25 protein-coding genes are annotated in these 24,283 nt (G+C 49.6%); 17 read left to right on the top strand and 8 right to left on the bottom strand.

All coding sequences use genetic code 11. The annotated features are described in order from the left end of the window. Positions 1–32: 32 nt before the first annotated feature. From BMZ54_RS07585 to BMZ54_RS07575, 3 genes are all read left to right on the top strand, one after another. A complete protein-coding gene (locus BMZ54_RS07585) occupies positions 33–1,583 on the top strand; it encodes a M81 family metallopeptidase (RefSeq protein ID WP_089908654.1) in 1,551 nt (516 codons plus the stop codon). Positions 1,584–1,747: 164 nt separating this feature from the next. Beyond that, positions 1,748–2,173: an OsmC family protein gene (locus BMZ54_RS07580; protein WP_089908652.1), complete on the top strand. Its 426-nt coding sequence runs from the start codon at positions 1,748–1,750 to the stop codon at positions 2,171–2,173. Between the two features lie 234 nt (positions 2,174–2,407). Then, positions 2,408–2,839, top strand: coding sequence for a response regulator (locus BMZ54_RS07575; RefSeq protein WP_089908649.1), 432 nt, complete (start codon positions 2,408–2,410; stop codon positions 2,837–2,839). 70 nt (positions 2,840–2,909) lie between these two features. Here BMZ54_RS07575 and BMZ54_RS07570 read toward each other — a convergent pair whose 3' ends face one another. From BMZ54_RS07570 to BMZ54_RS07560, 3 genes are all read right to left on the bottom strand, one after another. Beyond that, positions 2,910–3,680 (bottom strand): SDR family NAD(P)-dependent oxidoreductase, encoded by a 771-nt coding sequence (locus BMZ54_RS07570; RefSeq protein ID WP_089908646.1) that lies wholly within the window; start codon positions 3,678–3,680, stop codon positions 2,910–2,912. Next, positions 3,664–4,002, bottom strand: coding sequence for an ArsR/SmtB family transcription factor (locus BMZ54_RS07565; RefSeq protein WP_089908643.1), 339 nt, complete (start codon positions 4,000–4,002; stop codon positions 3,664–3,666). Before BMZ54_RS07565 ends, BMZ54_RS07570 begins: the two co-directional genes overlap by 17 nt. Positions 4,003–4,247: 245 nt before the next feature. Further along, positions 4,248–4,535 (bottom strand): ArsR/SmtB family transcription factor, encoded by a 288-nt coding sequence (locus tag BMZ54_RS07560; protein WP_089908640.1) that lies wholly within the window; start codon positions 4,533–4,535, stop codon positions 4,248–4,250. Between the two features lie 137 nt (positions 4,536–4,672). Between BMZ54_RS07560 and BMZ54_RS07555 the strand changes: the two genes are divergently transcribed. Further along, positions 4,673–5,053, top strand: a complete 381-nt coding sequence (locus BMZ54_RS07555; RefSeq protein ID WP_089908638.1) for a hypothetical protein — start codon at positions 4,673–4,675, stop codon at positions 5,051–5,053. On the opposite strand, the gene BMZ54_RS07550 is transcribed toward BMZ54_RS07555, so the two are convergent. Continuing rightward, the gene (locus tag BMZ54_RS07550; RefSeq protein ID WP_089908636.1) at positions 5,050–6,108 is read right to left on the bottom strand and encodes a response regulator; all 1,059 of its coding nucleotides are present in this window, start codon (positions 6,106–6,108) and stop codon (positions 5,050–5,052) included. The genes BMZ54_RS07555 and BMZ54_RS07550 overlap by 4 nt on opposite strands. 1 nt (position 6,109) lies before the next feature. Then, positions 6,110–7,690 (bottom strand): PAS domain-containing sensor histidine kinase, encoded by a 1,581-nt coding sequence (locus BMZ54_RS07545; RefSeq protein ID WP_238386526.1) that lies wholly within the window; start codon positions 7,688–7,690, stop codon positions 6,110–6,112. A gap of 166 nt (positions 7,691–7,856) precedes the next feature. Between BMZ54_RS07545 and BMZ54_RS07540 the strand changes: the two genes are divergently transcribed. From BMZ54_RS07540 to BMZ54_RS07485, 12 genes are all read left to right on the top strand, one after another. Beyond that, on the top strand, positions 7,857–8,252 hold the full coding sequence (locus BMZ54_RS07540) for a hypothetical protein (protein WP_089908633.1): 396 nt from the start codon (positions 7,857–7,859) through the stop codon (positions 8,250–8,252). 166 nt (positions 8,253–8,418) lie between these two features. Further along, a complete protein-coding gene (locus tag BMZ54_RS07535) occupies positions 8,419–10,845 on the top strand; it encodes a heavy metal translocating P-type ATPase (RefSeq protein ID WP_089908630.1) in 2,427 nt (808 codons plus the stop codon). Positions 10,846–10,895: 50 nt separating this feature from the next. Continuing rightward, positions 10,896–11,054 carry a cbb3-type cytochrome oxidase assembly protein CcoS gene (gene ccoS / locus BMZ54_RS07530; RefSeq protein WP_089908628.1) on the top strand — a complete coding sequence of 53 codons (159 nt, stop codon included), beginning with the start codon at positions 10,896–10,898 and terminating at the stop codon, positions 11,052–11,054. A 26-nt stretch (positions 11,055–11,080) separates the two neighbouring features. Beyond that, positions 11,081–13,216, top strand: a complete 2,136-nt coding sequence (gene ccoN, locus BMZ54_RS07525) for a cytochrome-c oxidase, cbb3-type subunit I (protein ID WP_089908626.1) — start codon at positions 11,081–11,083, stop codon at positions 13,214–13,216. A 17-nt stretch (positions 13,217–13,233) separates the two neighbouring features. After that, positions 13,234–13,413, top strand: coding sequence for a CcoQ/FixQ family Cbb3-type cytochrome c oxidase assembly chaperone (locus tag BMZ54_RS07520; protein WP_089908624.1), 180 nt, complete (start codon positions 13,234–13,236; stop codon positions 13,411–13,413). A gap of 12 nt (positions 13,414–13,425) precedes the next feature. Continuing rightward, positions 13,426–14,505 (top strand): cbb3-type cytochrome c oxidase N-terminal domain-containing protein, encoded by a 1,080-nt coding sequence (locus BMZ54_RS07515; protein ID WP_089908621.1) that lies wholly within the window; start codon positions 13,426–13,428, stop codon positions 14,503–14,505. Positions 14,506–14,510: 5 nt separating this feature from the next. Beyond that, positions 14,511–15,935 (top strand): cytochrome c oxidase accessory protein CcoG, encoded by a 1,425-nt coding sequence (ccoG, locus tag BMZ54_RS07510; RefSeq protein WP_089908618.1) that lies wholly within the window; start codon positions 14,511–14,513, stop codon positions 15,933–15,935. Positions 15,936–15,940: 5 nt separating this feature from the next. Next, complete coding sequence (locus BMZ54_RS07505) at positions 15,941–16,387, top strand: FixH family protein (protein ID WP_089908615.1); 447 nt, start codon at positions 15,941–15,943, stop codon at positions 16,385–16,387. Positions 16,388–16,389: 2 nt separating this feature from the next. Then, positions 16,390–17,103 (top strand): sulfite exporter TauE/SafE family protein, encoded by a 714-nt coding sequence (locus BMZ54_RS07500; RefSeq protein ID WP_089908613.1) that lies wholly within the window; start codon positions 16,390–16,392, stop codon positions 17,101–17,103. A gap of 3 nt (positions 17,104–17,106) precedes the next feature. Then, a complete protein-coding gene (hemN, locus tag BMZ54_RS07495) occupies positions 17,107–18,465 on the top strand; it encodes an oxygen-independent coproporphyrinogen III oxidase (protein ID WP_089908610.1) in 1,359 nt (452 codons plus the stop codon). Between the two features lie 71 nt (positions 18,466–18,536). Next, positions 18,537–19,301, top strand: a complete 765-nt coding sequence (locus tag BMZ54_RS07490) for an SDR family oxidoreductase (RefSeq protein ID WP_089908607.1) — start codon at positions 18,537–18,539, stop codon at positions 19,299–19,301. A gap of 73 nt (positions 19,302–19,374) precedes the next feature. After that, positions 19,375–19,794 carry a LexA family protein gene (locus tag BMZ54_RS07485; RefSeq protein WP_089908604.1) on the top strand — a complete coding sequence of 140 codons (420 nt, stop codon included), beginning with the start codon at positions 19,375–19,377 and terminating at the stop codon, positions 19,792–19,794. Positions 19,795–19,797: 3 nt separating this feature from the next. Here BMZ54_RS07485 and BMZ54_RS07480 read toward each other — a convergent pair whose 3' ends face one another. Beyond that, positions 19,798–20,433: an HD domain-containing protein gene (locus tag BMZ54_RS07480; protein ID WP_089908601.1), complete on the bottom strand. Its 636-nt coding sequence runs from the start codon at positions 20,431–20,433 to the stop codon at positions 19,798–19,800. A 105-nt stretch (positions 20,434–20,538) separates the two neighbouring features. Beyond that, on the bottom strand, positions 20,539–21,765 hold the full coding sequence (locus BMZ54_RS07475) for a DUF748 domain-containing protein (protein WP_089908599.1): 1,227 nt from the start codon (positions 21,763–21,765) through the stop codon (positions 20,539–20,541). Between the two features lie 97 nt (positions 21,766–21,862). Between BMZ54_RS07475 and BMZ54_RS07470 the strand changes: the two genes are divergently transcribed. Further along, complete coding sequence (locus BMZ54_RS07470; RefSeq protein WP_089908597.1) at positions 21,863–23,134, top strand: GNAT family N-acetyltransferase; 1,272 nt, start codon at positions 21,863–21,865, stop codon at positions 23,132–23,134. Positions 23,135–23,195: 61 nt separating this feature from the next. Here BMZ54_RS07470 and leuB read toward each other — a convergent pair whose 3' ends face one another. After that, complete coding sequence (leuB, locus tag BMZ54_RS07465; protein WP_089908593.1) at positions 23,196–24,269, bottom strand: 3-isopropylmalate dehydrogenase; 1,074 nt, start codon at positions 24,267–24,269, stop codon at positions 23,196–23,198. Between the last annotated feature and the right edge of the window lie 14 nt (positions 24,270–24,283).

Below are 24,283 nucleotides of genomic sequence, written 5' to 3'. Positions count from 1 at the left end.
TTCTGAGTACTTTAGAACAAAGCGTTCCCACCATGAAGCAACTATATTTACTGGTACTTTCCCTCTGCGGTATAACAGTAACGGCTATAGCCAAACCGTTACCCCGTATTGCCATTACCGGGCTGGCTATAGAATCCAGCACCTTTTCACCGGCATTAACCAATGAAGCCGCATTCCATGCAAAATATGGTGAGCAGATCTTTACCTCTTACCCATTCTTTGCACCTGATTCCTCCTTACGGAAACAGGCCCTGTGGCTGCCTGCAGTAATGGGCCGCTCCTTACCCGGCGGCGCAGTTACCCGCGAAGCATATGAATCGTTAGTAACACAAACACTGGAAGCGCTGAAAAAGAACATGCCCTATGATGGATTGTTCTTTGATATACATGGCGCCATGAGCGTGGTAGGGCTGGATGATCCGGAAGGAGATCTTATTACCCGCATCCGCGCAGTGATAGGCAAGCAAACGCTTATCTCCACCTCCATGGACCTGCATGGCAACGTATCCTGGCGGCTGGCAGAAAATACAGACCTTATTACCTGTTACCGTATGGCGCCGCATGAAGATGCCATGGAAACCAAACGGCGCGCTGTAAGCAACCTGCTGGAAAGGCTGGAAAGCGGCAAAGGTAAACCGGCATATAAAGCCTGGATCCCCATTCCTATACTGCTGCCTGGTGAAAAAACAAGCACCCGCATAGAGCCCGGTAAAACCGTGTATAAGGCTGTGGCACCGGCTTCCAGACAACCGGGTATTATTGATGCCGCTATCTGGATCGGTTATGCCTGGGCCGATGAACCGCGCAACCATGGCGTAGTAATGGTAACCGGCGATGATAAAGCAGCAGTGACCAGCACTGCGGAGCAGCTGGCAAAAGGCTTTTGGAATGCCCGTAAGGATTTTGCTTTTGTAGCGCCCACCGGCGATCTCAAAGAATGTTTGGATAAAGCGCTGGCCAGCGATAAACATCCGTTTATGATAAGCGATTCCGGCGATAACCCTACAGCCGGCGGCGCAGGTGATGTTACCTGGACCATCACCCAGATCTTAGCACGGCCTGAATTTAAAAATGAGAACGGCCCTGCATTAATTTATGCATCCATACCCGGCCCTGAGCTGGTGCAGCAAGCCCTGGCAGCCGGTGTTGGCGGCCATGTGGATGGTTATGCCGGCGCAAAGGTAGATGCACGTTATGCCCCGCCGGTACATTTGGCAGGTACGGTTACCGCTATTAAAAAAGGCGATAAGGATGCGGAAGTAGAAGTAGTGGTAAAGGTGGGCAGTGTAAGCGTGATCGTTACCCAAAAAAGAAAACCCTATCATAAGGAAAAAGACTTCACCGACCTGGACCTGCAGCCCCGCAAAGCGGCTATTGTGGTGGTAAAGATCGGGTACCTGGAACCGGACCTGTATAATATGCGGGCTGACTGGCTGCTTTCCTTAACACCCGGCGGTGTGGACCAGGACCTGGAACGCCTGGGCTATAAACGTATTCAACGGCCCATGTTCCCATTGGATAAAGATATGCCTGAGCCGGATCTTACAGCGAAGTTGGTACCGGCATCGGATAAGGTGAAGTAGGATCAACTGCCAACTGCGGACTGCCAACTGCCAACCACTCCGCAGACTATGGGCTATGGACCATCGACCATGGACTATTTAGCATTATAATTATGTAAATTTAACTTTAGTTAAAACTTCTTACCTTTTATTTCATCACCTTTACATCCATAAAATCACATAATATGAAAAGAACAGCAAATGCCCATTGGACGGGCAATCTCAAAGAAGGCAAAGGAGAAATATCTACACAAAGCACGGTATTGAATAAAACGCAATACTCCTTCAATACCCGTTTTGGTGATGGTGTAGGCACCAATCCTGAAGAGCTGCTGGGCGCCTCTCATGCAGGATGCTTTACAATGGCTGTGAGCGCTGCGCTTACCCAGGCTGGCTTTACCGCCGGTACCCTGGATACCAAAGCTACCGTAGAACTGGATCCTGCTGCAGGTCCAAAGATCACCAATATAAAGCTGGAGCTTACTGCTTCTAAAATTGAAGGCGTATCTGAAGAGCAGTTTAAAACCATTGCCAATGGCGCCAAAGAAAATTGCCCCATTTCAAAAGCACTGAGCGCTACCCCCATCACCCTGGAAGTAACTTATCAATAATATTTCACGCAATCAGTAAAAGTAGTTGCCCGGCCTGCATGAATGCGGACCGGGCAATTGCTTTATAAAATAATGGTTATATTTATACGCAGCAGTACTCTTACACGTAGCCATCTTCACTAAGACCGTTTACCATCATCCGGCCGCCTGTGCGTCATTAGTACCAGGTGTTGTTGATAATTACAAAAGAAAACACTGCTTTTAATTTATTACTCATTACAACTTCTTAAACTTATGCCCGTAAGTGGTCCCATTCTTATCGTTGACAATGACCTGGAAGACCAGGAATTTATTTCAGCCATACTAAAGGAAATTGATCCGGCCATTAACACTCACTGCTTTCATGACGGACAGGATGCGCTGGTTTACCTGGTTACAACTCCCCAGCAGCCTTTCCTGATCCTTTGCGATGTTAAAATGGAAGGCATGAATGGCCTGGAACTACGTGCCCATATAAACGACAATGACTTCCTCCGGAAAAAATCTATCCCCTTTGTATTCTTCAGCGATTACGCCACGCAGGAGAATGTGACTAAAGCATATGACCTTACCGTGCAGGGCTTTTTTGAAAAAGCCAATACCCATGACGGCCTTAAGGCGCAGCTGGAGCTGGCTGTTAACTACTGGAAAGCCTGCCTGCACCCTAACCGCTATTTCATCACCTGATGCTAACCGGCTACTGCTGCCGCCTGCTTTAATAAATTCAGCTGCCCCATATGATTAAAGATGAGGATCCTTATGCCAGCATACCTCCATCCACGGCAATAGATTCGCCGGTAAGGAAAAGCGATTTGCTGGTGCCCAGGAACACAATGGCTTGTGCTACTTCTTCCGGCGACCCGGCACGCTTTGCAGGAACAGCGGATAACAGTCCTGATTTATATTCTTCATTATGACCTACAAAGCGGTTCAGCATACCCGTTTCAATAGGGCCGGGGGCTATTACATTCACACGTACGCCGGCGGAAGCTACTTCCAGCGCAGCAGAGCGGCTAAGACCTTCCACTGCATGTTTGCTGGCTGTGTACACGGATGCGCCTGCGGCGCCCTGCCGGCCTAGTACGGAAGATACGTTGATGATGCTGCCATGCCCCTGTGCCACCATTACTTTCAGCTCATGCTTTAAGCTCAGTAATACGCCCAGCACATTGGTCTGGAAAATGGCTTCGTAAGTTTCCGGTGTTTGCTCCACTACCGGGCCGGGCTGCCCTTCTGTTCCGGCATTATTAACGGCTACGTCTAAACGCCCGAATTTTGCAACGGTTTGCTCAACCAGGTTCTGTACATCCGCTTCTTTTCTTACATCGGCATTTATATATTCTGCGGTTACACCCAGCTCACGCAGCTCTGCGGCCAGGGCCTGCCCTTCTGCATCACGGCGGCCGCTTACTACTACGTTAGCGCCTTCCTGGGCAAATGCAATGGCCGTAGCACGGCCTATACCGGTAAGCGCACCGGTTACCAGTACCACACTTTGTGAAAGGTCTGGTTTAGATGTTGTTTTCATTTGTTGATATTTTATTATTGTCAGAAGATATTGGTTTATCTGCGGGCGCTTTGGCTGCATACGGCTGCAGGAGCTGCAGGTATGCTTCAAAACGGCTCTTATTAATACCGTACCGGATGGTACGGCCTTCTTTTTCAACTATTAACAGGTCTGCATCCACCAGCTGTTTGGTGTGGTGTGAAACCGTCGATTGTGCCAGATCTAACATATCCGTAATGGCGCCGCACTGCATCCACCCTTCCTTGCAGATGGCCTGCACAATCTTCAGCCGGTACGGATCGCCCAGGGCTTTGGATATTTTTTCAATTTCACGGTTGCTCATATGATCTGCTTTAATGGAACAGCGCCAGCAACTTATTCATTAATCGAAATAAATCGATTAATAAACGTAAAGAAAAGGGCCGGTAGTGCCAGTTACGCTTTTCCCGGGCCCTTTTTTATGATCCCTTATAGCTAATTATCTAAACCTGTCAATTCTTCATTTCCACGCTGCCGCTTTTGCTGATACAAAGCTATGCAAACAAATCGACAAAACGGAATATTTCGATTAATAGAGGTAAAAAATTTTTACCGCTCAAACTTCCTTAAAAAATCCACATAGTCATTAAAGCCCTCCCGGTTCACCTTATACTTGGTGCAGCGGCCATCCTTTTCCATATGCAGCAGCTCAGCGTCCACCAGCTGTTTCAAATGGTGGGAAACGGTAGACTGGGCCAGGTCCAGCATATCCATAACGGCGGCGCACTGCATCCAGTCGGGCTCTTTTTTAATGGCCTCCATGATCTTAATCCGGTAAGGATCGCTTAAGGCTTTGGAGATCCGCTCAATCCGCTTCAGGTCAAATGATGTATTCATTATTGCAAATTTATCGATTTATGGGCAAAAGGCCAAGTCATATGAACATCCTGATGTAGGATATTTTGCATACTGACCACCATCATAGGTCAGGAGAAAACACGGTATTAAATTGCCATGAAAACTTTCAATAAGCAATGAGAAACGGAAAAACTGGGGAGCTGATCGCAGATAACGAAAACTGGAAAAACGAGCTAAAAGTGCTGGAAGACGGCATTATACGCTTTAAAACAAAGCTGGCGGGCATCCTGGAAGCTGATCTTCAGCCATATGAGCTGGAACAGCTGGAGTATTTCCAGAACAAGTTCCTGAAAATGGATGACCAGATAAGCCTGCTACGGCATGAAGTAAGAGAGCAGCTGCACCTGCTGCAGCAGCTGATCCAATCCAACGGTCCCCAGCTGAAAAAGATCCTGGACCTGCAATACAGGCTGGAGGTGAAAATGATCATTATCCAGGGGAACTTTGATAAGCTGAGCTCCGAATTTAGCGGTTATCTGCAAAAAACCTTTTCTTAATACAACAGGGCGCCCAGCTTTTTTTCATTGAGGATGACGATGGCCCCATCTTTTATATCGATCAGCTTTTCCTCCCGGAAATCGCCCAGCGTGCGGATCAGCGATTCGGTAGCCGTACCGGCAATGGCGGCCAGGTTATCACGGCTGATATCAATGGCAAACGGCCCTTCTTTGCGCCCGCTGTATTTTTTGTGCAGATGCATTAACGCTTCAGCCACTTTTTTGCGCAGGGAATTATACGCCAGGCCCAGTAGCTGCTGCTCTTTGCCGGTAATATTGCGGGCCAGCAGCCGTATGAACTGCACGGCTACTTCGTGATTGTTATGCAGCAGCTCTTCAAAGTCTTCACGGGGAATAACGGCTATTTCACATTCTTCCATGGCCTCCGCTGTTTCTTTATACACCGTTCCTTCCAGCAGGGCTATGTACCCCAGGAAATCGCCTTCATTATACAGCTCCACAACCAGCTCTTTACCATCTTCATTCCGCTTAAATGTTTTTACTTTCCCCTTTTGAACATAGAACAGGCTGGCAGGGTGATTCCCCTCCATGTAAATAACCTGCTTCTTTTTAAACTTATCTGTATTACGCCCTTCAGACAGCAGCTGCAGGGATCCTTTGCCCGTAGCAGCCTGCATCAGCTTATTCAGCCCTTCGGGGTTAGAGGCAAATTCCTGTTTCTTCAGCAGGGATTTTTTCAAACGGCCTTCTATAGCATGCAGCAGCTCTGTACCGCTGAATGGTTTAGTGATATAGTCATCTGCCCCCATTTCCATGCCTTTACGGAAATCGGCACGCTCTGTTTTGGCCGTCAGAAAAATAAAGGGAATATCCTGCATATCATCATTACGCTGCAGCATATGCAATACGCCAAAACCATCCAGCACCGGCATCATAATATCACAGATCACCAGGTCGGGTTTTTGCTGCAAAGCCAGCTCCACGCCCACCTTGCCGTTTTCTGCGGTTAATACTTTATACCCGGCCAGGTCCAGGATCTCGGCCGTATTTTCACGAATATCTGTATTGTCTTCAATCAGCAAGATGGTTTGCATATTAATAGCCGGCTGTTTCGTTATTTAAAGAAAAATCAATGGTAAAAGTAGTGCCCACGCCTAATTCGCTCTCACAGGAAATACGGCCGTTCATCAGCTCACTGTACTTGCTTACAATATGCAGCCCCAGGCCGGTACCCTGTATATTGCTTACGTTGGCGCCGCGGTAAAACCGCTCAAAAAGGTGCTGCTGGTCCTCCTGCGACATGCCTATACCATTGTCCTTTACCTGCAGCTGAAAACTGTGGAGGTCTTTTTTAGTATAGATGGCAATAGTAGCCCCGGGGCCCGAGAACTTAATGGCGTTGCCTAACAGGTTCATGATAATGTGTTTCATTAAAGATGGATCCAGCAACACCTGCGGGGGACCGGTGTGAAAGTAGCTGATCTCCTGCCCTTCCCTGATCATGCCGTGCATTTCCTGTATTACGGTGTTAATGTTATCTGCAATATCAAAATTGCTCAGGCGCACCTGGATCTTTCCTTCCTCAATCCTCCCTACGGATAAAAAGTCGTTCAGGATATCTGTGAGCAGGTTCACGGATGTGACTATACGCTGTATGTGCTTGTTCCGTTTGGGCTGATCAGCCTCCGCGGCATATTGTTTTACCAAAAAGGCGGATGACAGGATAGTGCTGAGCGGGGTGCGGAACTCATGGGAGGCCATGGACACAAAGCGGGTCTTAAGTTCATTCAGCTCTTTTTCCTTACCCAGGGCAAGCGTGAGCTCCTCTTTGGAAAGTTCCAGGTCTTCCAGCGCTTTACGAAGCTGTACCGTGCGGTCCTCCACCATTTGCTCCAGCTCATCATTCAGCCGTTCTACTTTTTCTTCCGCTTTTTTTCTTTCCGTAATATTATTTACGTAGGCGATCACAAAGGCGCCTTCTTCATTCTGGTAATGGCTCAGGCTTATTTCTACCGGGAACTCCGAACCGTCCTTCCGCACGGCAAACAGGTCCAAACCTATGCCCATAGGGCGGTTCTGCGGGTGATTGTTAAAACGTTCGCGGTGGCCCACATGCCGGTGGTGCGCACGGGCAGGTATCAGCACTTCCACCTTTTGCCCGGTAAGCTCCTGCCGTTGGTAACCGAACTGGTTCAGCGCAAAATCATTGACCAATACAATCTCCCCTTCTTTATTAGTAACCAGGATGCCAATGCTGGCAAAGTCAAACAAAGCGCTAAAACGCTCCAGCTCTTTATTTAATTGTTGCTGGTGGCGGTTATCTGAAGGCATAACCGTAATGCGGAAGGCGCAATAATCCTTACCGGCATGCCGGAATGAGATGTCGTCATATAAACCGGAAAAGGTTTCCCCGGCCAGGTTGGTCCACTGCCGCTCTTTTGACAGCCCGTTCTTTCCCGTACCGGGCGTACAGATGCCTAACCCGTGTTTATCCAGGAGAGCCTGCAGGGCAGCATGATCTTCCGTGCCCAGCATTTTTATTCCGGTTTCATTAATATACAGCAGCTGCCCGCTTCCCAGCTCCCGCACCGCCACCAGCCCGGGCTCCCGTTCCAGCACGGCCGCAAAAACAGAAAGCTGGAAATTAACATCAAGGTCGTGAATGGAAAAGTTCATATCATTAAAGTAATGTGAAAGTTACAGTTTTTTCCGGCTGTATCATTACTGCCAAAAATGCAAAGATCCCCCCGAAGGATATATGACCATAATCATGACCGCCGCTGACAGCCATCATTGAGGGGCAGGCAGCAGCGGTTTACATTGCGTGTATAAACCTTTAACCATGGAGATCTATATAAGCGAGGACGCTACCATTGCCACCCTGCAGCATGAGTTCCAGGAGGCTTATCCTTATCTGAAGCTGGAATGCTACCGGCAGCCCCACCCTGAGGGCGGGGCCAGTGCGCCGGGCGACAAACTGCCGTCAGCAACGCCCATAGAAGATATCCGTATGATACACAACTTCGGCTGGCTGGATATTGACCGCCACCGCACGGTAGCAGCAGTAGAACATGATTTCTATCATAAATATGGGTTGAGTGTACAGATATTGCGCAAATCCGGCGATCTGTGGCTGCAAACCACCGCCACCGACAACTGGACGCTGGGACAAATGAACGAAGAAGGAAAGCTGGCGGAAAAGAACATTTTTTATTACCCGGAGGAACCGGTGGGATAATTTTTTACCTTTTCATAATCTATACCTGATAAAACCGGTGTTGCTGAAGGCGCCGGTTTTTTTTTGGCCGCTTTTTCCGTTCCTGATAAATATCATACCCGCATATGATGTCTGTCATTGCCCCCCCTGCCCGCTCCTTTTACTTTTGAAGCTATAACCGAAAGGCATGATCACTGTTGAAACCAGCTGCTACCATTGCGGCGAAACCTGTGAAAATACAAACATTCTTCTGGACGACAAACCGTTTTGCTGCGAAGGTTGTAAGCTGGTATTTGAGCTGCTGAATGGTAACGGGCTTTGTACCTATTACCAACTGAACGGTCAGCCGGGCGCGCCACAACGCAGCCAGATAAGGCCTGATAAATTTGCCTTCCTGGAAGACGAAAAGATCCGGCAGCAGCTGATACAGTTCCGCAATGATACCCATACCCACGTTACCTTTTATATTCCGCAAATACATTGCAGCTCCTGCCTGTGGCTGCTGGAGCACCTGCATAAGCTGGATGACGGCGTGCAGCGCGTAACCGTAAATTTTGCGCGCAAAGAAGCGCAGGTGATCTTTCAGCAATCCCAAACCTCTTTACGTAAGGTGGCCGAACTGCTTACCAGCATTGGGTATGAGCCTTACATCAGCCTGCAGGACCTGCAGCATAAAAAACCGGCAGTGAACCGGCAGCTGATCTACCAGCTGGGTGTAGCCGGTTTTTGTTTTGGCAATATAATGCTGCTTAGCTTCCCCGAATATTTTTCCGGCAACGGCGGTATGGATACCCATTTGTTCCGTTACCTGAACCTGCTGTTATCCTTACCCGTATTCCTGTACAGTGCGCAGGCATTTTACCGGTCGGCCTGGGGCGGCCTTAAACATGGGTTCATGAATATAGATGTACCTATTGTACTGGCCATTATAGTCACCTTTACCCGCAGCCTTATAGATATCAGCACCAACAGCGGGGCCGGGTATTTTGATGCCATGACCGGCATTGTGTTCTTTATGCTGGCAGGGCGTGTGCTGCAGGATAAAACCTACCAGGGACTTTCCTTTGACCGGGATTATACCAGCTATTTTCCTATAGCCGTTACCGCTATACGCGGCAAAAAGAATGTGCCCATTGCCCTGCCGGATATAAAGGAGGGAGAAACTTTACTGATCCATAACAATGAGCTGGTACCGGCAGATGGGATCCTGGTAAAAGGCAGCGCGCTGATCGATTATAGCTTTGTAACCGGCGAGGCCGATCCAGTGCCCTGCCTTACGGGAGATATTGTTTATGCCGGCGGCAGGCAGCTGGAAGGCAATATACAGCTGCACACCATTAAAGCCGTAGCGCAAAGTTACCTCACCAGCCTGTGGAACCGGCAGGAGCTGCAGCAGGATGCGCATAAACAACCCTCTTTCATACACCTGCTGGGCCGCCATTTTACCTGGGTGGTGCTGGGCATTACCGTGCTAACGGCTGCCTGGTGGGGCTTTCATGACCCGTCCAAAATATGGCCATCTGTAACGGCCATACTAATTATTGCCTGCCCCTGCGCCCTGCTGCTATCAGCATCCTTTACCAACGGGCACATTTTAAGCATCCTGGGCCGGCATAAATTATACCTGCGTAATGCGGGCGCTATTGAAAGGCTGGCCGCTACAGATCATATTGTGTTTGACAAAACCGGCACGCTTACAGACAAGCAAAAAGCCGTTACTGTTTTTAACGGGCAGCCGCTTACCCGCCATGAACGGCTGCAGGCAGCTGCCCTGGCAGCACAATCCACCCACCCGCTAAGCCGCATGGTACGCGACTTTTGCGGCAGCAATCATATACCTGTAAAGGATTTTGAACAGGTAACGGGCATGGGCATCAGCGGTACGGTGATGAAGGATACCATCCGCCTGGGCAATGCAGCTTTTACCGGCGCAGCGGGTATTGCCGCCACGAATGGCAGCGTGGTATACCTTTCCATTAACGGGCAGGTACGTGGTTATTTCAGCATACGCAATGGTTACCGTAACGGCATACAGTCCTTAATACTGCAGCTGCGGAAAAAATATCAGCTTACGGTGCTCTCCGGCGACCATGCACGGGATGAAAGCACACTGCGCAAGCTCATGGGCACAAAGGCTACCCTGCGCTTTTTACAACAGCCGCAGGATAAGCTGGATCATATACTGGCCCTGCAGCAGCAGGGGCAGCACGTGCTTATGGTCGGCGACGGGCTGAATGATGCCGGCGCCCTGAAACAGAGCGATACCGGCATTTCCCTTACAGAGGACAGTAACAATTTCACCCCTGCCAGCGATGGCATTTTAGCGGCCGCTAACCTGCCGCTGCTACCCTACTATATACAATTATGTAAAACCAGCAAACGCATTATACTCGCCAGCTTTATTTATTCCCTGGTGTATAATTTCACCGGTTTGTTCTTTGCCGTACAAGGCAGGCTATCCCCCCTTACCGCAGCTATTTTAATGCCGGCCAGCTCTATCAGCATTATACTGCTTACCTGGAGCATGAGCGCACTGGCGGCTAAAAAGCTGCACCGTAAAGCATTACAGCTCACAGCTGACGAAGATCAGTCATTTGCCTGCGCCAGGTCATAGTAGCCGCAGCACAGGCACACTAATTTTGAACTGTTCAAAAAAACATATCCATGAGCGTTATCATACTGTTGCTGGGGGCCAGCCTTACCGTAGGGCTCCTTTTCCTGGCGGCCTTTTGCTGGGCAGTGAAAAGCGGGCAGTTCGAGGATGATTATTCACCCGCCCACCGCATCCTGTTTGATGAACAGGCGGATGATCACCAACTATAAACCTGATCAAACAACAAGCTATACTTATGTCTTTGGAAAAATTTTCTTACGACAACCGCACCGTAAAATGGTTTGCTTACGCTGCTACCTTCTGGGGACTTATTGGCATGCTGGCCGGGCTTTGGATAGCCCTGGCGCTGGCATACCCGGCCATGAACCTGGGCTATGCGCCCACCACCTTCGGGCGTTTACGGCCGGTGCATACCAATGCCGTGATCTTTGCCTTTGTGGGTAACGGCATTTTCATGGGCGTGTATTATTCCTTACAACGCCTGTGTAAAGCCCGCATGTTCAGCGACCTGCTGAGCAAGCTGCATTTCTGGGGCTGGCAGGCCATTATAGCCGGCGGCGCCCTTACCCTGCTGTTAGGCTGTACTACCGGTAAAGAGTATGCGGAGCTGGAATGGCCTTTTGATATAGCCATTACCGTAGTATGGCTCATCTTCGGAGCCAACATGCTGGGCACTATTCTAAGGCGGCGGGAAATGCACCTGTACGTGGCCATCTGGTTTTATATCGGTACCTGGGTAGCCGTGGCCATGCTGCATATTGTAAACTCCTTTGAGCTGCCCGTTTCTTTCCTAAAAAGTTACAGCTGGTATGCCGGCGTGCAGGATGCGCTGGTGCAGTGGTGGTATGGGCATAATGCCGTGGCATTCTTCCTTACCACGCCTTACCTGGGCCTCATGTATTACTTTGTTCCAAAAGCGGCTAACCGCCCTGTTTATTCCTATAGGTGGTCCATCATACACTTCTGGGCGCTCATATTTATTTACATATGGGCCGGACCACACCACCTGTTATATACTGCCTTACCGGAGTGGGCGCAATCATTGGGTACGGTGTTCTCCATCATGCTCATTGCGCCCTCCTGGGGCGGTATGCTCAACGGTTTGCTTACCCTGCGCGGCGCCTGGGACCGCGTGCGGGAAGATGCTATTCTCAAATTCTTTGTAGTAGCGCTTACCTGTTATGGTATGGCCACTTTTGAAGGCCCTATGCTATCCCTGAAGAACGTGAATGCCGTAAGCCACTTTACCGACTGGACCATTGCACACGTGCATGTAGGCGCGCTGGGCTGGAATGGCTTTCTCACTTTTGGTATCCTGTACTGGCTGATACCCCGCATTTTTGCAACACAGCTCTACTCCCGTAAATGGGCCAATACCCACTTCTGGATAGGTACGCTGGGCATTATCTTTTACGTGATACCTATGTACTGGGCTGCTTTTACGCAAAGTATGATGTGGAAAGAGTTTACCCCGGAAGGACAGCTGAAATACCAGTTCCTGGAAACAGTAACCACTATTGTACCTATGTATGCGCTGCGCGCGGTAGGTGGTTTGTTATACGTTAGCGGTGTGGTGCTCATGATGGTGAACCTGGTAAAAACCATCCGCAGCGGCTCCTTTGTAGCCAATGAGCCTGCGGAAGCAGCCCCCCTCCCTAAAAGAACAGCTGTAGTTACGCATGGCACAGCACACTGGCATAACTGGATTGAGCGCAGGCCCCTGCAAATGGTAGCCTTTAGCCTCATTGTAGTAGCGATTGGCGGTATCATAGAGCTGATACCCACCTTCCTGGTGCGCAGCAACGTACCTACCATCAGCAGCGTAAAACCCTATACACCGCTGGAGCTGCACGGGCGCGACATCTACATCCGCGAAGGCTGCTATACCTGCCATTCACAGATGATACGCCCCTTCCGCGATGAAGTGGCGCGCTATGGGGAATATTCCAAAGCCGGTGAATTTGTATATGATCATCCTTTCCAATGGGGCTCCAAACGTACCGGGCCTGACCTGGCGCGTATTGGCGGCAAATACCCGGATAGCTGGCATTATAACCATATGCTGGATCCGTCCTCTATGTCGCCGGGCTCTATTATGCCTTCTTATCCCTGGCTAATGGACGACCGGGTGGATAAAAGCGCCACCCCTGCCATGATCAATGCCATGCGCAAGCTGGGCGTGCCCTACCCTTATAAATATGAGCTGCAGGCCAATGCAGATATGGAGAACCAGGCAAAGGAAATAGCCGCTTCCCTGAAAAAGGATAAGCTGGAAACACCGCCGGACCGTGAGATCGTAGCATTGATAGCTTACCTGCAAAGAGTAGGAAGGGATATTAAGGAAGCGCCGGCTAAAACCGCCATGAAATAACTTTTAAAATAAACAGCATGAAATTCATCAATTACCTGCAAAGCATTACCGGTGTAAGCGTGTACCCGTTAACGTCATTGCTCATATTCACCATATTTTTTATTGTGGCCAGCATGTGGGCATTCAAGGCAGATAAAGGAATGGTAGATCACGTAAGCCGTATACCACTGGACCATGATGATTCTCAAAGCCGATAAACACATTTGTATATGAACAAAAAGCTGCTCTGTTTTTTATACCTGCTTCTGCTAGGCAGTGTTACACCGGTGCTGGCCCAGGGGCCGCCCAAACCATCTTCCCTGATGGAAAATGCAGTGGCCCAGGTATTGCTGGCCGTGATCTTTGGATTGTTCATTGCCATTGCCGTGCTGGGAAATGTGGTGGTACAGGCCATGGACCTTTACCGGGAGCGCATGAAAAAAACTGCTGACAAAACATTACTGCTCATTGGCATTACCATTACCGGCTGCTTGTTCAGCAACGCCGCCATGGCCCAGTCTGAGCCGGCGCCTGCGGTAAAGGAAACCATTAACGGCCTTTCTGCCACGGCATTCTATGTGCTTACATCCGTAATAGCGCTGGAGCTGCTGGTAATACTGGTACTGCTATATGCCCTGCGCATACTGGCAGGTATTGAATCCAAACGTAAACGTAAAGCGATAGCTGCCGGCAAACCTGCCATCAGCTGGTGGGAGAAGGTGAACAAAACGCGCAGCGTAAGCGCAGAAGCGGAACAGGAAGCTGATATGGGCCACGACTTTGACGGTATACGGGAGCTGAACAACCCCACCCCGCCCTGGTGGCAATGGGGCTTTTACAGCAGCATTATTTTTGCCGTAATATACCTGTGGGTATACCACATATCCCACAGCGCACCGCTGCAGCTGGAAGAGCTGGCCATTGCAGAAGCGCATGCTGCCGAAGCTAAAGAAGCCTACCTGGCCAATGCCGCCAATAATATTGATGAACATTCTGTAAAGCTGTTAACAGACGCCGCTGACATAAGCAGCGGGCAAAAGCTGTTCAGCGCCAGCTGTGCACCCTGCCATGGAGCAGCCGGGCAGGGCGTGGTAGGCCCCAACCTTACGGATAACTACTGGCTGCATGGCGGCAAAATAAATGAAGTGTTCAGCACTATTAAATACGGCGTACCGGAAAAAGGGATGAAGTCCTGGAAAGATGATTTCTCCCCCAAACAGATCGCGCAGCTGGCCAGCTTTATTAAAAGCATACATGATACCCACCCTGCCGGCGCCAAGGAGCCACAGGGCCTGGTAGCAGAAAACTGAGTTTTATGAAAGATGAAGGAAGCATACATGGAACTATTCAGGAAGAATCATTCAGGGATCATATAGCCACTGTTAATGAACAAGGCAAGCGCAACTGGATATATGCGCAGCAGCCAAAAGGAAAGTGGTATCGATACAGAAGTTATCTGAGCTATGTTTATTTCGCACTGTTCTTCAGCCTGCCGTTCATACAAATAAACGGCAGGCCCCTGTTCCTGTTCAATGTAGTGGAGGGGCAGTTCATTTTGTTCGGCACCTCTTTCTGGCCGCAGGATTTTTTCCTTTTCAGCTTAATTATGCTTGCCTTCATCCTGTTTGTTACACTCTTTACTATGGCCTTTGGCCGCTTGTTCTGCGGGTGGGCCTGCCCGCAAACCATTTTTATGGAAATGGTGTTCCGGCGTATTGAATACTGGATCGAGGGCGATGCGCCTGCACGCCGCCTGCTGGATAAAGGTCCCTGGACAAGCGATAAGATCCGTAAGAAAACATTGAAGCATGTTATCTTCTTTGCTTTATCTGTACTCATAGCCAACCTGTTCCTCTCTTACATTATAGATGTACATGAATTAGGGCGCATTATCAGTGGTCCTTTTGAAGCGCATGTGGGCGGTTTCATTGCCATGCTGGCTTTTTCCGCTGTGTTCTACGGCGTATTTGCTTTTTTCAGAGAGCAGGTATGCACTACCGTATGTCCTTACGGCCGCCTGCAAGGGGTTTTGCTGGATAAGAACTCTGTAGTGGTAGCCTATGATTATGAAAGAGGCGAGCCGCGCAGCAAATTCAAAAAGAACGAAACCCGCACTACCGGCGATTGTATTGATTGTATGCAATGCGTAAAGGTATGCCCTACGGGGATAGATATACGTAACGGCACCCAGCTGGAATGTGTGAACTGCACTGCCTGTATAGATGCCTGCAACTTCATGATGCAAAAGGTGAACCTGGCCGAAGGCCTGATCCGTTATGCTTCAGAGAATGGCATTGCCCAAAAGCAGCCCTTACGTTTTACGGGACGTTTAAGAGTTTACAGCATAGTGCTGCTGCTGATACTGGGCGGCATCAGCTACCTGCTGGCAAGCCGTGCGCCGGTAAGCGGCACCATTATTCGTACAGCCGGTATGCTTTACCAGGAGCGGGGTACAGACAGCATCAGCAATTTATACCGTATTAAGCTGATGAATAAAACCCCGGAACCCATGCAGCTGCACCTGGTATTAAACGACCTGCCCGGGCAGATCATTATGATAGGCCAGCCGCAGATCAACATTAAACCAGGCGAGCAGGGCGAAGGCACTTTTTTCATTGTATTGCCACGCAGCGCCATTACCAAACGTAAATCTACCCTGCACATCAATTTATATGCAGGCAGTAAAAATACCGTTGCATTAAAAACCACTTTTTTAGGACCCATTCATGTTAAAAATTAGCTATTATGAAAACCATTCACTGGGGACATAAGATCATACTGGTATTCCTGCTTTTTGCAGCCGGCATTATAACGCTGGTGGTAAAAAGCATCGGTACTAAAATAGATATGGTTACCACCGATTATTACGGCGCTGAATTAAAATATCAGCAGGTAATAGACGGGAGGAAAAATACGGCCGCCCTATCCGCACCTGTTAGCATTATCCAGGCAACGGACCAGGTGCTGCTCACCTTCCCGGCAGAGCTGCAGGGGCAAAATGTGCAGGGGCAGGTATTGTTTTACCGCCCTTCTGATGCGCAAAAGGACTTTAGCCTGCCTTTGACGTTGGATGAGCAGGGCCGCATGCCGGTAGGCAAGCAAAAATTTATACCCGGCAGCTACCGCGTAAAAATACAGTGGACCCTGAACAGTACACCTTATTTCCAGGAAACTGCTTTATATATACACTGATCATGCTACTCCTTTTATTATCCGCACTTTCGCTGGGTTTTGTAGGCAGCTTTCACTGCGTAGGCATGTGCGGGCCTATTGCATTAACGCTGCCGGTACAGCATTTAAGCGGGTATAAAAAAATGGCGGGCATCCTGTTGTACAACCTGGGCCGCATGAGCGCCTATGCCTTACTGGGCTTATTATTCGGCTGGCTAGGCAGACAGTTTTACCTGGGTGGCTTACAGCAATGGCTATCCATTGCCCTGGGTTACTTATTGCTGGTAATAGCAGGGCTGCAATACATTACCAAACGCAGGTCCGCTTTCTTTGCCGACCTGGGTGTGCTTACCAAAGGCTTACAAAAAATATTAGGCAATTTATTGCGCCGGCAGCAGTTCCGCACCCTTTATGCCATTGGCTTTTTTAACGGCTTGCTGCCCTGCGGGCTGGTGTACCTGGGTATTACCGGCGCCATAGCCACGGCCCATATTTACCAGGGTGCCTTGTTCATGGCAGCTTTTGGCGCAGGCACCTTACCGGCTATGACCACCGTGGCCTGGTGCAGCCATTTGCTGAGTTTACGTGTACGCAACCGCGTTAGGCAAATGATACCGCTGGTAATGGTTATTATGGCAGGCCTGTTAATTGTGCGGGGGCTAAACCTGGGCATTCCCTACCTGAGCCCTGCCATGCACGCGCATACACACAACATTATTGAATGTCATAAACCGTGATATATGAACCTGCTTCGCAAATACAATGTGGCTGCGCCGCGTTATACCAGCTACCCCACCGTACCTTATTGGGACACCGGCAGCTTTGACCTTACCCAATGGCAGCAGCTGTTAAAAAAAGCTTTCCAGGCCACCAACGGCAAAGACGGTATTAGCCTGTATATACACCTGCCTTTTTGCGAAAGCCTGTGCACTTATTGCGGCTGTAATAAACACATTACCATAAACCATGCGGTAGAAGCGCCTTACATAAAAGCCCTGTTACAGGAATGGCAATTGTACCTGCAGCTGTTTGGGCAAAAACCCCGCATCCGGGAAATACATTTAGGCGGCGGCACCCCTACCTTCTTTCACCCGCAGCAATTACGGTTCCTGCTGGAAAGCATTTACAAAAGCGCCACACTGCTGCCCGATGCATCTTTGAGCTTTGAAGGCCACCCCAACAACACCACAGCCGCGCATATGCAAACATTGTACGACCTGGGTTTCCGCCGTATGAGCCTGGGCATCCAGGACCTGGATCCCCGCGTGCAAGAGATCATTCACCGCATACAGCCTTATGAAACCGTGGCCACAGTGGTGGAACAGGCCCGGCTGATAGGTTACACCTCTATTAACTTTGACCTGATATACGGGTTACCCCTGCAAACCGCTGCCGGCCTGGAAAACACCATCCGCCAGGTAATGCAGCTGCGCCCCGGCCGTATCTCCTTTTACAGCTATGCACATGTGCCCTGGGTAAAAGGCGTGGGCCAGCGCCTGTTCACCACCGCCGACCTGCCGGATGAAAAAACCAAACAGGGTTTATACGAGCTGGGTAAAAAGCTGTTTACCGGTTACGGTTATACGGAAATAGGCATGGATCATTTTGCATTGGAGGATGATGATTTACACCAGGCTTATAAAAAAGGACAGCTGCACCGCAACTTTATGGGCTATACCGTTACCCATACTTCCCTGCTGGTAGGGCTGGGCGCCAGCTCCATTGGCGATGGCTGGTACGCCTATGCGCAGAACGAAAAACATATAGCTACCTACCAGCAATTAGTAGGTAAAGGGCAATGGCCGGTAGTACGCGGGCATCTGCTGGATGAGGAAGACCTGTTACTGCGCCGCCATATCCAGGCGCTGATGTGCCGCTTTGAAACCGCCCGCAGCAAATCAGACCCGCAGAGCGATGCTATTATTGAAAGCCTGGAACGGCTGCAGGAGCTGGAAAAGGATGGGCTGGTAGAGATATTACCCGGGAAGGTGCTGGTTACTCCAAAAGGCAAGCCCTTTATCCGAAATATTTGTATGGCCTTTGACGCACGCCTGTGGCGTAAGCTGCCGGCCACGCAGCTGTTTAGCCAGGCTATTTAACGGGTACTGAAATTAGCACCATTTTAGCGCTTACAGGCTTCCTAACTTTACAACAACCAAATGTAAAGCGTATGGACCTCACGAAAGCACATGTATTGATCACCGGCGGCAGCGAAGGTATTGGGCTTGGATTAGCCGCCCGTTTCCTGGCTGCAGGCAGTAAGGTACTGATCACTGGCAGAAGCGCGGAAAAGGTGGAAAAAGCAGCGCAAGCCTACCCCGGATTACAAACCTGTGTAAATGATATTGGCCAGCCGGCGCAACGCGAAGCCCTGTCCCGGCACATACAGGCCGTTATGCCGGAGCTGAATATCCTGGTTAACAATGCCGGCATACAGCGCCGTATTGCGCTGGCAACAGATCATTCGCCCTGGGCAGAAAGGCAGGCCGAAATTGATATATTGTTCTCTGCCCCTGTACACCTCAATCATTTACTGTTACCCATCATACTGGCGCACAGCCAGCCTTCCCTGCTGGTAAACGTAACTTCCGGCGGCGCGTATATTCCACAGGCGTTTGCACCGGTATACAGCGCCTGTAAAGCAGCTTTACATCATTACACTATTACTTTGCGGCACGCACTGGCCGGCACCACCTGCCGGGTAGCAGAGCTGATACCGCCTGCAGTACAAACCACTCTTGCCGGCGCTGGCCATGGTGCGCCCCTGGATGATTTTTGTGATACCGTATTTCCAAAGCTGTCAGATGATTCCATCACTGAAGTAGGTTACGGGCCTACAGAAAACCTGCAGATCACGCTTAACGGCAAATCACAGGCTGATCTGTTTGCAGCCAGTGCGGTCCGTTTTCCGGTGGTTACTTATACAGCCCGGTAAATTGTTTTCAAATTGTTAATCCGATTGTAATACTAATATTTTTAGCATATTTTTACTAAAATTATTGGTGATTATGAAAGAGACGATAGGAATGCTGGCGCCCGCCAGCCTGATGATCCCATTCATTGATACAAATGCCGCATACCGCGAGCCGGCCTCCAACGATACCGAAAACCTGCTGGATCTTGGACAAATGCTGCAACCCCACCCCGGCAACAGCAGTATGCTGCAGATCAAAGGTGACAGCATGCAGGACGCCAACATGCCGCATGGCAGCTGGGCCGTGGTAGACCGTATCGCAAAACCTGCGTCCGGCTCCATTGTAGTAGCTATGCTGGATAATGAGCTAACCGTAAAACGGCTGGTAAAAGCGGGACGCAACTGGGTGCTGCACCCCGAAAATGCTTTTTATAAACCGGTGATCATCACAGAGGAAATGGATTTCCGGGTGTTAGGGGTCATAACACATGTAATAGTGGATCTGCGGAAATAACCGTCATCCCTCCTGTTTTGCCAGCGACTGCAGCCAGTAAATGTTTTCCTGCTTGCCTGCATTCAACAGGTTCCGGCAATAATCTGTATAAAAAGTATGCGCCTGTAAAAAGCGTAAGGTGCTTTGGTACCAGTATGGGAACTTCCTGCCGGTGCGCAGCTCCATTTCTTTTCTTACCAGCGCATCTGTTTTCTGGAACACCGGTGTGCCCAGGTGGTAGGTATCCGCATCGCAAATAACAGATTCCAGAAAATTGCAGGGATGAGATGGAAAACGGGTAGCCAAAATACAACCGGCTATAAACGGAATAGATGCACCCGGCAGGTGGTGCTGCTGAAAGTAGTCCTGCATCAGCTGCACTCCCCTGACCTCGTGGTCCTGTATGCCGCCCGTAAGGTGGCCTATATCATGGAACCAGGCCGCTGTTCTTATAATAAACAGCTCCTCTTCACCCAGGGCATAGGACTGGGCTATTTCCACCGCATGCTGCACAACGCTTTGAGTATGCAGCAGGTTATGATAAGGAAACTGTTCCTTAGCATGAAATTCAAAAAAACCGGTCACATACTGTCCGATATGAGATTCAGCTTCATTATAGTCCATGATACCAACCCGGGAGAATACAGCTAAATATCTCAAATGATTCTGTAGAGATTTTGGATACCGCTTTTTTGTACATTTTAAGCCGTCGTTATTTAACTGATCAATAACCTGGTACAGGATGCTTTATACACAGCAACCCTGTTAGTGCTCATTAGCCGTTTTAAACCTTTCCAGCCCCTCCTTCTTCCGCTTTTCTTCTTTCTCTTTTATTTCCTTTTCCTGCGCCTCTTTTTTCTTATCATCATCCTTACCGCCAAAGAGCCTTTTAAAGAAGCCTTTCTTTTCATCCTGCGGCACTTCCGATGCGGAGCTGATATCGATCTCATTATCCACACTGGGCAGCAGGGCTTCTATAAAAGCGTTCTTCAATACTTCCCACACCGCGCCCATAATATCCGTGTGTGAATCATGAAAGCGGCCTTCTACATTCACCTTAGTGGCTACCTGCTTTTTCTTCGGGTTCTTCAGCACATGCGCTGCGGCATCTATCACGGTTTCCTTGGCCTTCTGCAAAAAAGGATCGTGTTTGTCTTCCGTACCTTTTACCTGCAGCTCTTTGACGATGGGTTTTACATAACCTTTAAAATTACCGTTATCTGCGGCAAACTCTGAATACAGGGCCAGTGATCCTTTACTCACATCAAACTTACCATAGGCTTTAAAAAAATCATTCAGATCCACCAGGTTGGCGCTGGTCATTTGCGCGGTCAGGTCAAAGGTGGGTTCTTTGGCTAACCCATCCAGCTTCATATCCAGGGAAAGATCACCTCCATAGGCATTTGCCCTGGCTACTAAGCTGGAGGGCAGCTTTTCCTTTTTATCAGAAGTGTTCTTCAGGTTCCGGGCCAGTATATAAGTATTCTTCAGTGAAATGTCCACCTTAGGTGCGGAGGTGCTGTCCACATAATGAATGCTGCCGTTGTGCACTTCAAACCGGTTCACTTTCAGCGGCATAAAATCTTTCAGCACCTTGCGGAAGTCGTTGGTATCTTTAGCCACCTGCCCTATTTCCGCTTTATCTTTTGTAAAAACCAGCTTGGGCGAAAACAGCTCCAGCTCGCCCACAAGAGATCCTTCAAACAAGGCCCGCCATTCTACCGACAGGTCAATGGTTTGCGCTTTGAAAAATTCAGTTTGTTTCCGGGTAGCAGAATCCAGCTTGTTAATGTAAATGTTATTCAGCTGATAGGCGCCGCGGTACAGGGCAATGTCAATATCCTGCACATGCCCGTAATAACCATTCATATTTGCCAGGGTATTATTGGCATACCGCAGTACAATGTAAGGCAGCAATAAACGCAAAATGATCAGCAGCAGGATGATGCTGCCAATGATGATGTATTTCTTCTTTATGGGTCGTGCGCTCATAATAACCCGTTTAAGAAACCTTTACAAAACTCAAACCACTTTTGGTATCTTTATTTACTGCTTATTCTCCTGTCTGCTATAAATCTGCCATCAAACCATGAATGTGCTGAATAACGCTACCCCGGCCCAATTGGAGCAGGCCGTGGCAAATAATCACCGGGAACTGTTTGCCTTAAATGCCGTTGCACAGGGCGGTAAAGTATACGGTCATAATGGTCTTAGCTGGACCTATGCCGGGCCCGCTAACAGTTCTGTGGTGCTTTTCCCTGCTATGGATGCCGCCACTGCCGGTACGCAGCTGGATGAAATGATGGACCACTACCGTGCACAGCCGCCTAAGAACGCCGGTTGCTGGTCACTGGCGCCCGCGCAGCCGCTTAACCTGGGCGTACTGCTGCTGGCACGCGGTTTTCAGCCTGGCTGGCGCCCGCAATGGATGGCGCTTGACCTGGAAGCCATGCAAACGAAACATGCGCGGCCGGCCGGTTTGCAGGTGAAAGCAGATAATGTTACGCCCATCCATGATATTCAGCACCTGCCTTATGCCAATACCAACAGCCTTTCCCATGAGCTTAAACAACAGTACCCGGAGCTTGGGCAGCGTTTTATTGCTACGCTCAATGGGGCGATAGTAGCGCACAGTGAAGTATTTTTTACTACCGGCAGCAATGGCGTGGCCGGCATTTACAGTGTAGGCGTAGTGCCGCATGCAAGGGAAAAAGGCATTGGCAAAGCCGTAGTGCTGGCCGCCTGCTTGTATGCAAAGGAAAAGGGTTACCGTTATGCCGTATTAAACGGCACCGGGCGCCGTATGTATGAGCAGATAGGTTTTAAATGGATAGGCTTCGGAAATACCTGGTGGCTGCAAAACCAGCGCTACCGCACCAACCCGCCTACGCGGCAACAGGTAGCCCTGGCAGAAGCCGTAGGTAACGGTGATGTACCTACGTTAAATGAGCTGGTTAAAAAATTCAATACCGGCGATCTTAACACGCCCCTCAACAACGGCATGACGCTGATGCAGCTGGCCGTACATACCAAACGGATAGCTACTGCAGAATGGTTAATGGAACAGGGCGCAAACTGCACCGTATTAGATGCCTGGGACCTGGGCAAACGGGACCTGGCTGCTGCCATGTTAAAAGAAAAACCCGCCCTCGTAAACAACCAGCTGTACGGCGAGTGGGATGCCACGCTGCTGCATGTAGCAGCTGACCGTAATGATGTACCCCTGGCGCAGCTGGCGCTCAGCGCACACCCTAACCTCGAAATAAAAGATAAAGTATATGACGGTACGCCCCTGGGCTGGGCGGAACACCTGCAAAGAACGCAGATAGCGGAGCTGATCCGGAAAAGTGTAGCCTTTTAATAAAAAAACTGCCGGCAACACAAGGCCACCGGCAGTACCACTAAAAACTTTTCTTTATCCTTTAAATGTGTTTCAGCACTTCTTCGCCAATTGCGGCTGTGCCCAATATTTTATCTGCAGCTGTTTGTGCATCGGCAATATCACGGGTACGGAAGCCGGCTTTCAGCACTTTATCCACCGCGCTGATCACGGTTTCTGATTCTGCTTTCATGCCAAAAGAAATGTCCAGCAGCAGCGCAGCAGATAAGATAGAGGCTAAGGGATTAGCCACACCTTTACCGGTAATATCATGCGCAGAGCCATGAATAGGCTCGTACACACCGGTGCCATCCCCTATGGAAGCGGAGGCCAGCATGCCCATGGAGCCGGCTATCTGCGAGGCTTCATCCGTTAGTATATCTCCAAACAGGTTGGCAGTTACCACCACATCAAAACGGCGCGGATCTTTGATCAGCAGCATAGCGGTAGCGTCTACGAATTGGTGCTCCACTTCAACATCCGGATAGTCCAGCGCTACTTTCTGCACCACTTCACGCCACAGGCGGGAGGTTTCAATTACATTGGCCTTATCTACAGAACATAATTTCTTTCTGCGGGTACGGGCTGCGTCAAAAGCTTTGCGGGCTATGCGCTCTACTTCGTAGCGGCTGTATTCTGCAATATCAAAAGCCGTATCCCCATTATTCTTACGCCCTTTTTCACCAAAGTAAATATCGCCGGTCAGCTCACGGAAGAATAAAATATCCGCACCTTTTAAGATCTCCGGTTTAATGCTGGAAGCGCCCAGCAGCTCATCAAACAGCTTAATAGGCCGCAGGTTAGCGTACAGTCCCAGCTCCTTGCGCATTTTCAGCAAACCCTGTTCCGGCCTTACTTTGGCAGATGGGTCGTTATCATATTTCGGGTGGCCTACTGCGCCAAATAATACCGCATCTGACTTACGCATTTTTTCCAGTGATTCATCCGGTAAGGGATTACCGGTAGCTTCAATGGCTACGTGGCCTATCAGCGCTTCATCGTAGGTAAAGGTATGGCCGTATTTAGCGGCTATCTTGTCCAGTACCTTTTTACCAACGGCCGTAACTTCCTGTCCTATTCCGTCGCCCGGAACAATTAAAATATGCTTGCTTGCCATGCTTTTGTGGATTG

This window comes from Chitinophaga rupis (genome assembly GCF_900109685.1).
Lineage (GTDB): Bacteria > Bacteroidota > Bacteroidia > Chitinophagales > Chitinophagaceae > Chitinophaga > Chitinophaga rupis.
This window is presented reverse-complemented; position numbering and strand designations above follow the sequence as displayed.

Bases quoted from the DNA above. Each gene is read 5' to 3' on its own strand.
- ccoS (WP_089908628.1), top strand. From the start codon at position 10,896: ATGAGCGTTATCATACTGTTGCTGGGGGCCAGCCTTACCGTAGGGCTC.
- BMZ54_RS07570 (WP_089908646.1), bottom strand. From the start codon at position 3,680: ATGAAAACAACATCTAAACCAGACCTTTCACAAAGTGTGGTACTGGTA.
- BMZ54_RS07475 (WP_089908599.1), bottom strand. From the start codon at position 21,765: ATGAGCGCACGACCCATAAAGAAGAAATACATCATCATTGGCAGCATC.
- BMZ54_RS07540 (WP_089908633.1), top strand. From the start codon at position 7,857: ATGGAGATCTATATAAGCGAGGACGCTACCATTGCCACCCTGCAGCAT.
- BMZ54_RS07470 (WP_089908597.1), top strand. From the start codon at position 21,863: ATGAATGTGCTGAATAACGCTACCCCGGCCCAATTGGAGCAGGCCGTG.
- BMZ54_RS07485 (WP_089908604.1), top strand. From the start codon at position 19,375: ATGAAAGAGACGATAGGAATGCTGGCGCCCGCCAGCCTGATGATCCCA.
- BMZ54_RS07515 (WP_089908621.1), top strand. From the start codon at position 13,426: ATGAACAAAAAGCTGCTCTGTTTTTTATACCTGCTTCTGCTAGGCAGT.
- BMZ54_RS07580 (WP_089908652.1), top strand. From the start codon at position 1,748: ATGAAAAGAACAGCAAATGCCCATTGGACGGGCAATCTCAAAGAAGGC.
- hemN (WP_089908610.1), top strand. From the start codon at position 17,107: ATGAACCTGCTTCGCAAATACAATGTGGCTGCGCCGCGTTATACCAGC.
- BMZ54_RS07500 (WP_089908613.1), top strand. From the start codon at position 16,390: ATGCTACTCCTTTTATTATCCGCACTTTCGCTGGGTTTTGTAGGCAGC.
- BMZ54_RS07560 (WP_089908640.1), bottom strand. From the start codon at position 4,535: ATGAATACATCATTTGACCTGAAGCGGATTGAGCGGATCTCCAAAGCC.
- BMZ54_RS07585 (WP_089908654.1), top strand. From the start codon at position 33: ATGAAGCAACTATATTTACTGGTACTTTCCCTCTGCGGTATAACAGTA.
- BMZ54_RS07520 (WP_089908624.1), top strand. From the start codon at position 13,234: ATGAAATTCATCAATTACCTGCAAAGCATTACCGGTGTAAGCGTGTAC.
- BMZ54_RS07505 (WP_089908615.1), top strand. From the start codon at position 15,941: ATGAAAACCATTCACTGGGGACATAAGATCATACTGGTATTCCTGCTT.
- BMZ54_RS07575 (WP_089908649.1), top strand. From the start codon at position 2,408: ATGCCCGTAAGTGGTCCCATTCTTATCGTTGACAATGACCTGGAAGAC.
- BMZ54_RS07555 (WP_089908638.1), top strand. From the start codon at position 4,673: ATGAGAAACGGAAAAACTGGGGAGCTGATCGCAGATAACGAAAACTGG.
- ccoG (WP_089908618.1), top strand. From the start codon at position 14,511: ATGAAAGATGAAGGAAGCATACATGGAACTATTCAGGAAGAATCATTC.
- BMZ54_RS07550 (WP_089908636.1), bottom strand. From the start codon at position 6,108: ATGCAAACCATCTTGCTGATTGAAGACAATACAGATATTCGTGAAAAT.
- ccoN (WP_089908626.1), top strand. From the start codon at position 11,081: ATGTCTTTGGAAAAATTTTCTTACGACAACCGCACCGTAAAATGGTTT.
- leuB (WP_089908593.1), bottom strand. From the start codon at position 24,269: ATGGCAAGCAAGCATATTTTAATTGTTCCGGGCGACGGAATAGGACAG.
- BMZ54_RS07490 (WP_089908607.1), top strand. From the start codon at position 18,537: ATGGACCTCACGAAAGCACATGTATTGATCACCGGCGGCAGCGAAGGT.
- BMZ54_RS07545 (WP_238386526.1), bottom strand. From the start codon at position 7,690: ATGAACTTTTCCATTCACGACCTTGATGTTAATTTCCAGCTTTCTGTT.
- BMZ54_RS07565 (WP_089908643.1), bottom strand. From the start codon at position 4,002: ATGAGCAACCGTGAAATTGAAAAAATATCCAAAGCCCTGGGCGATCCG.
- BMZ54_RS07535 (WP_089908630.1), top strand. From the start codon at position 8,419: ATGATCACTGTTGAAACCAGCTGCTACCATTGCGGCGAAACCTGTGAA.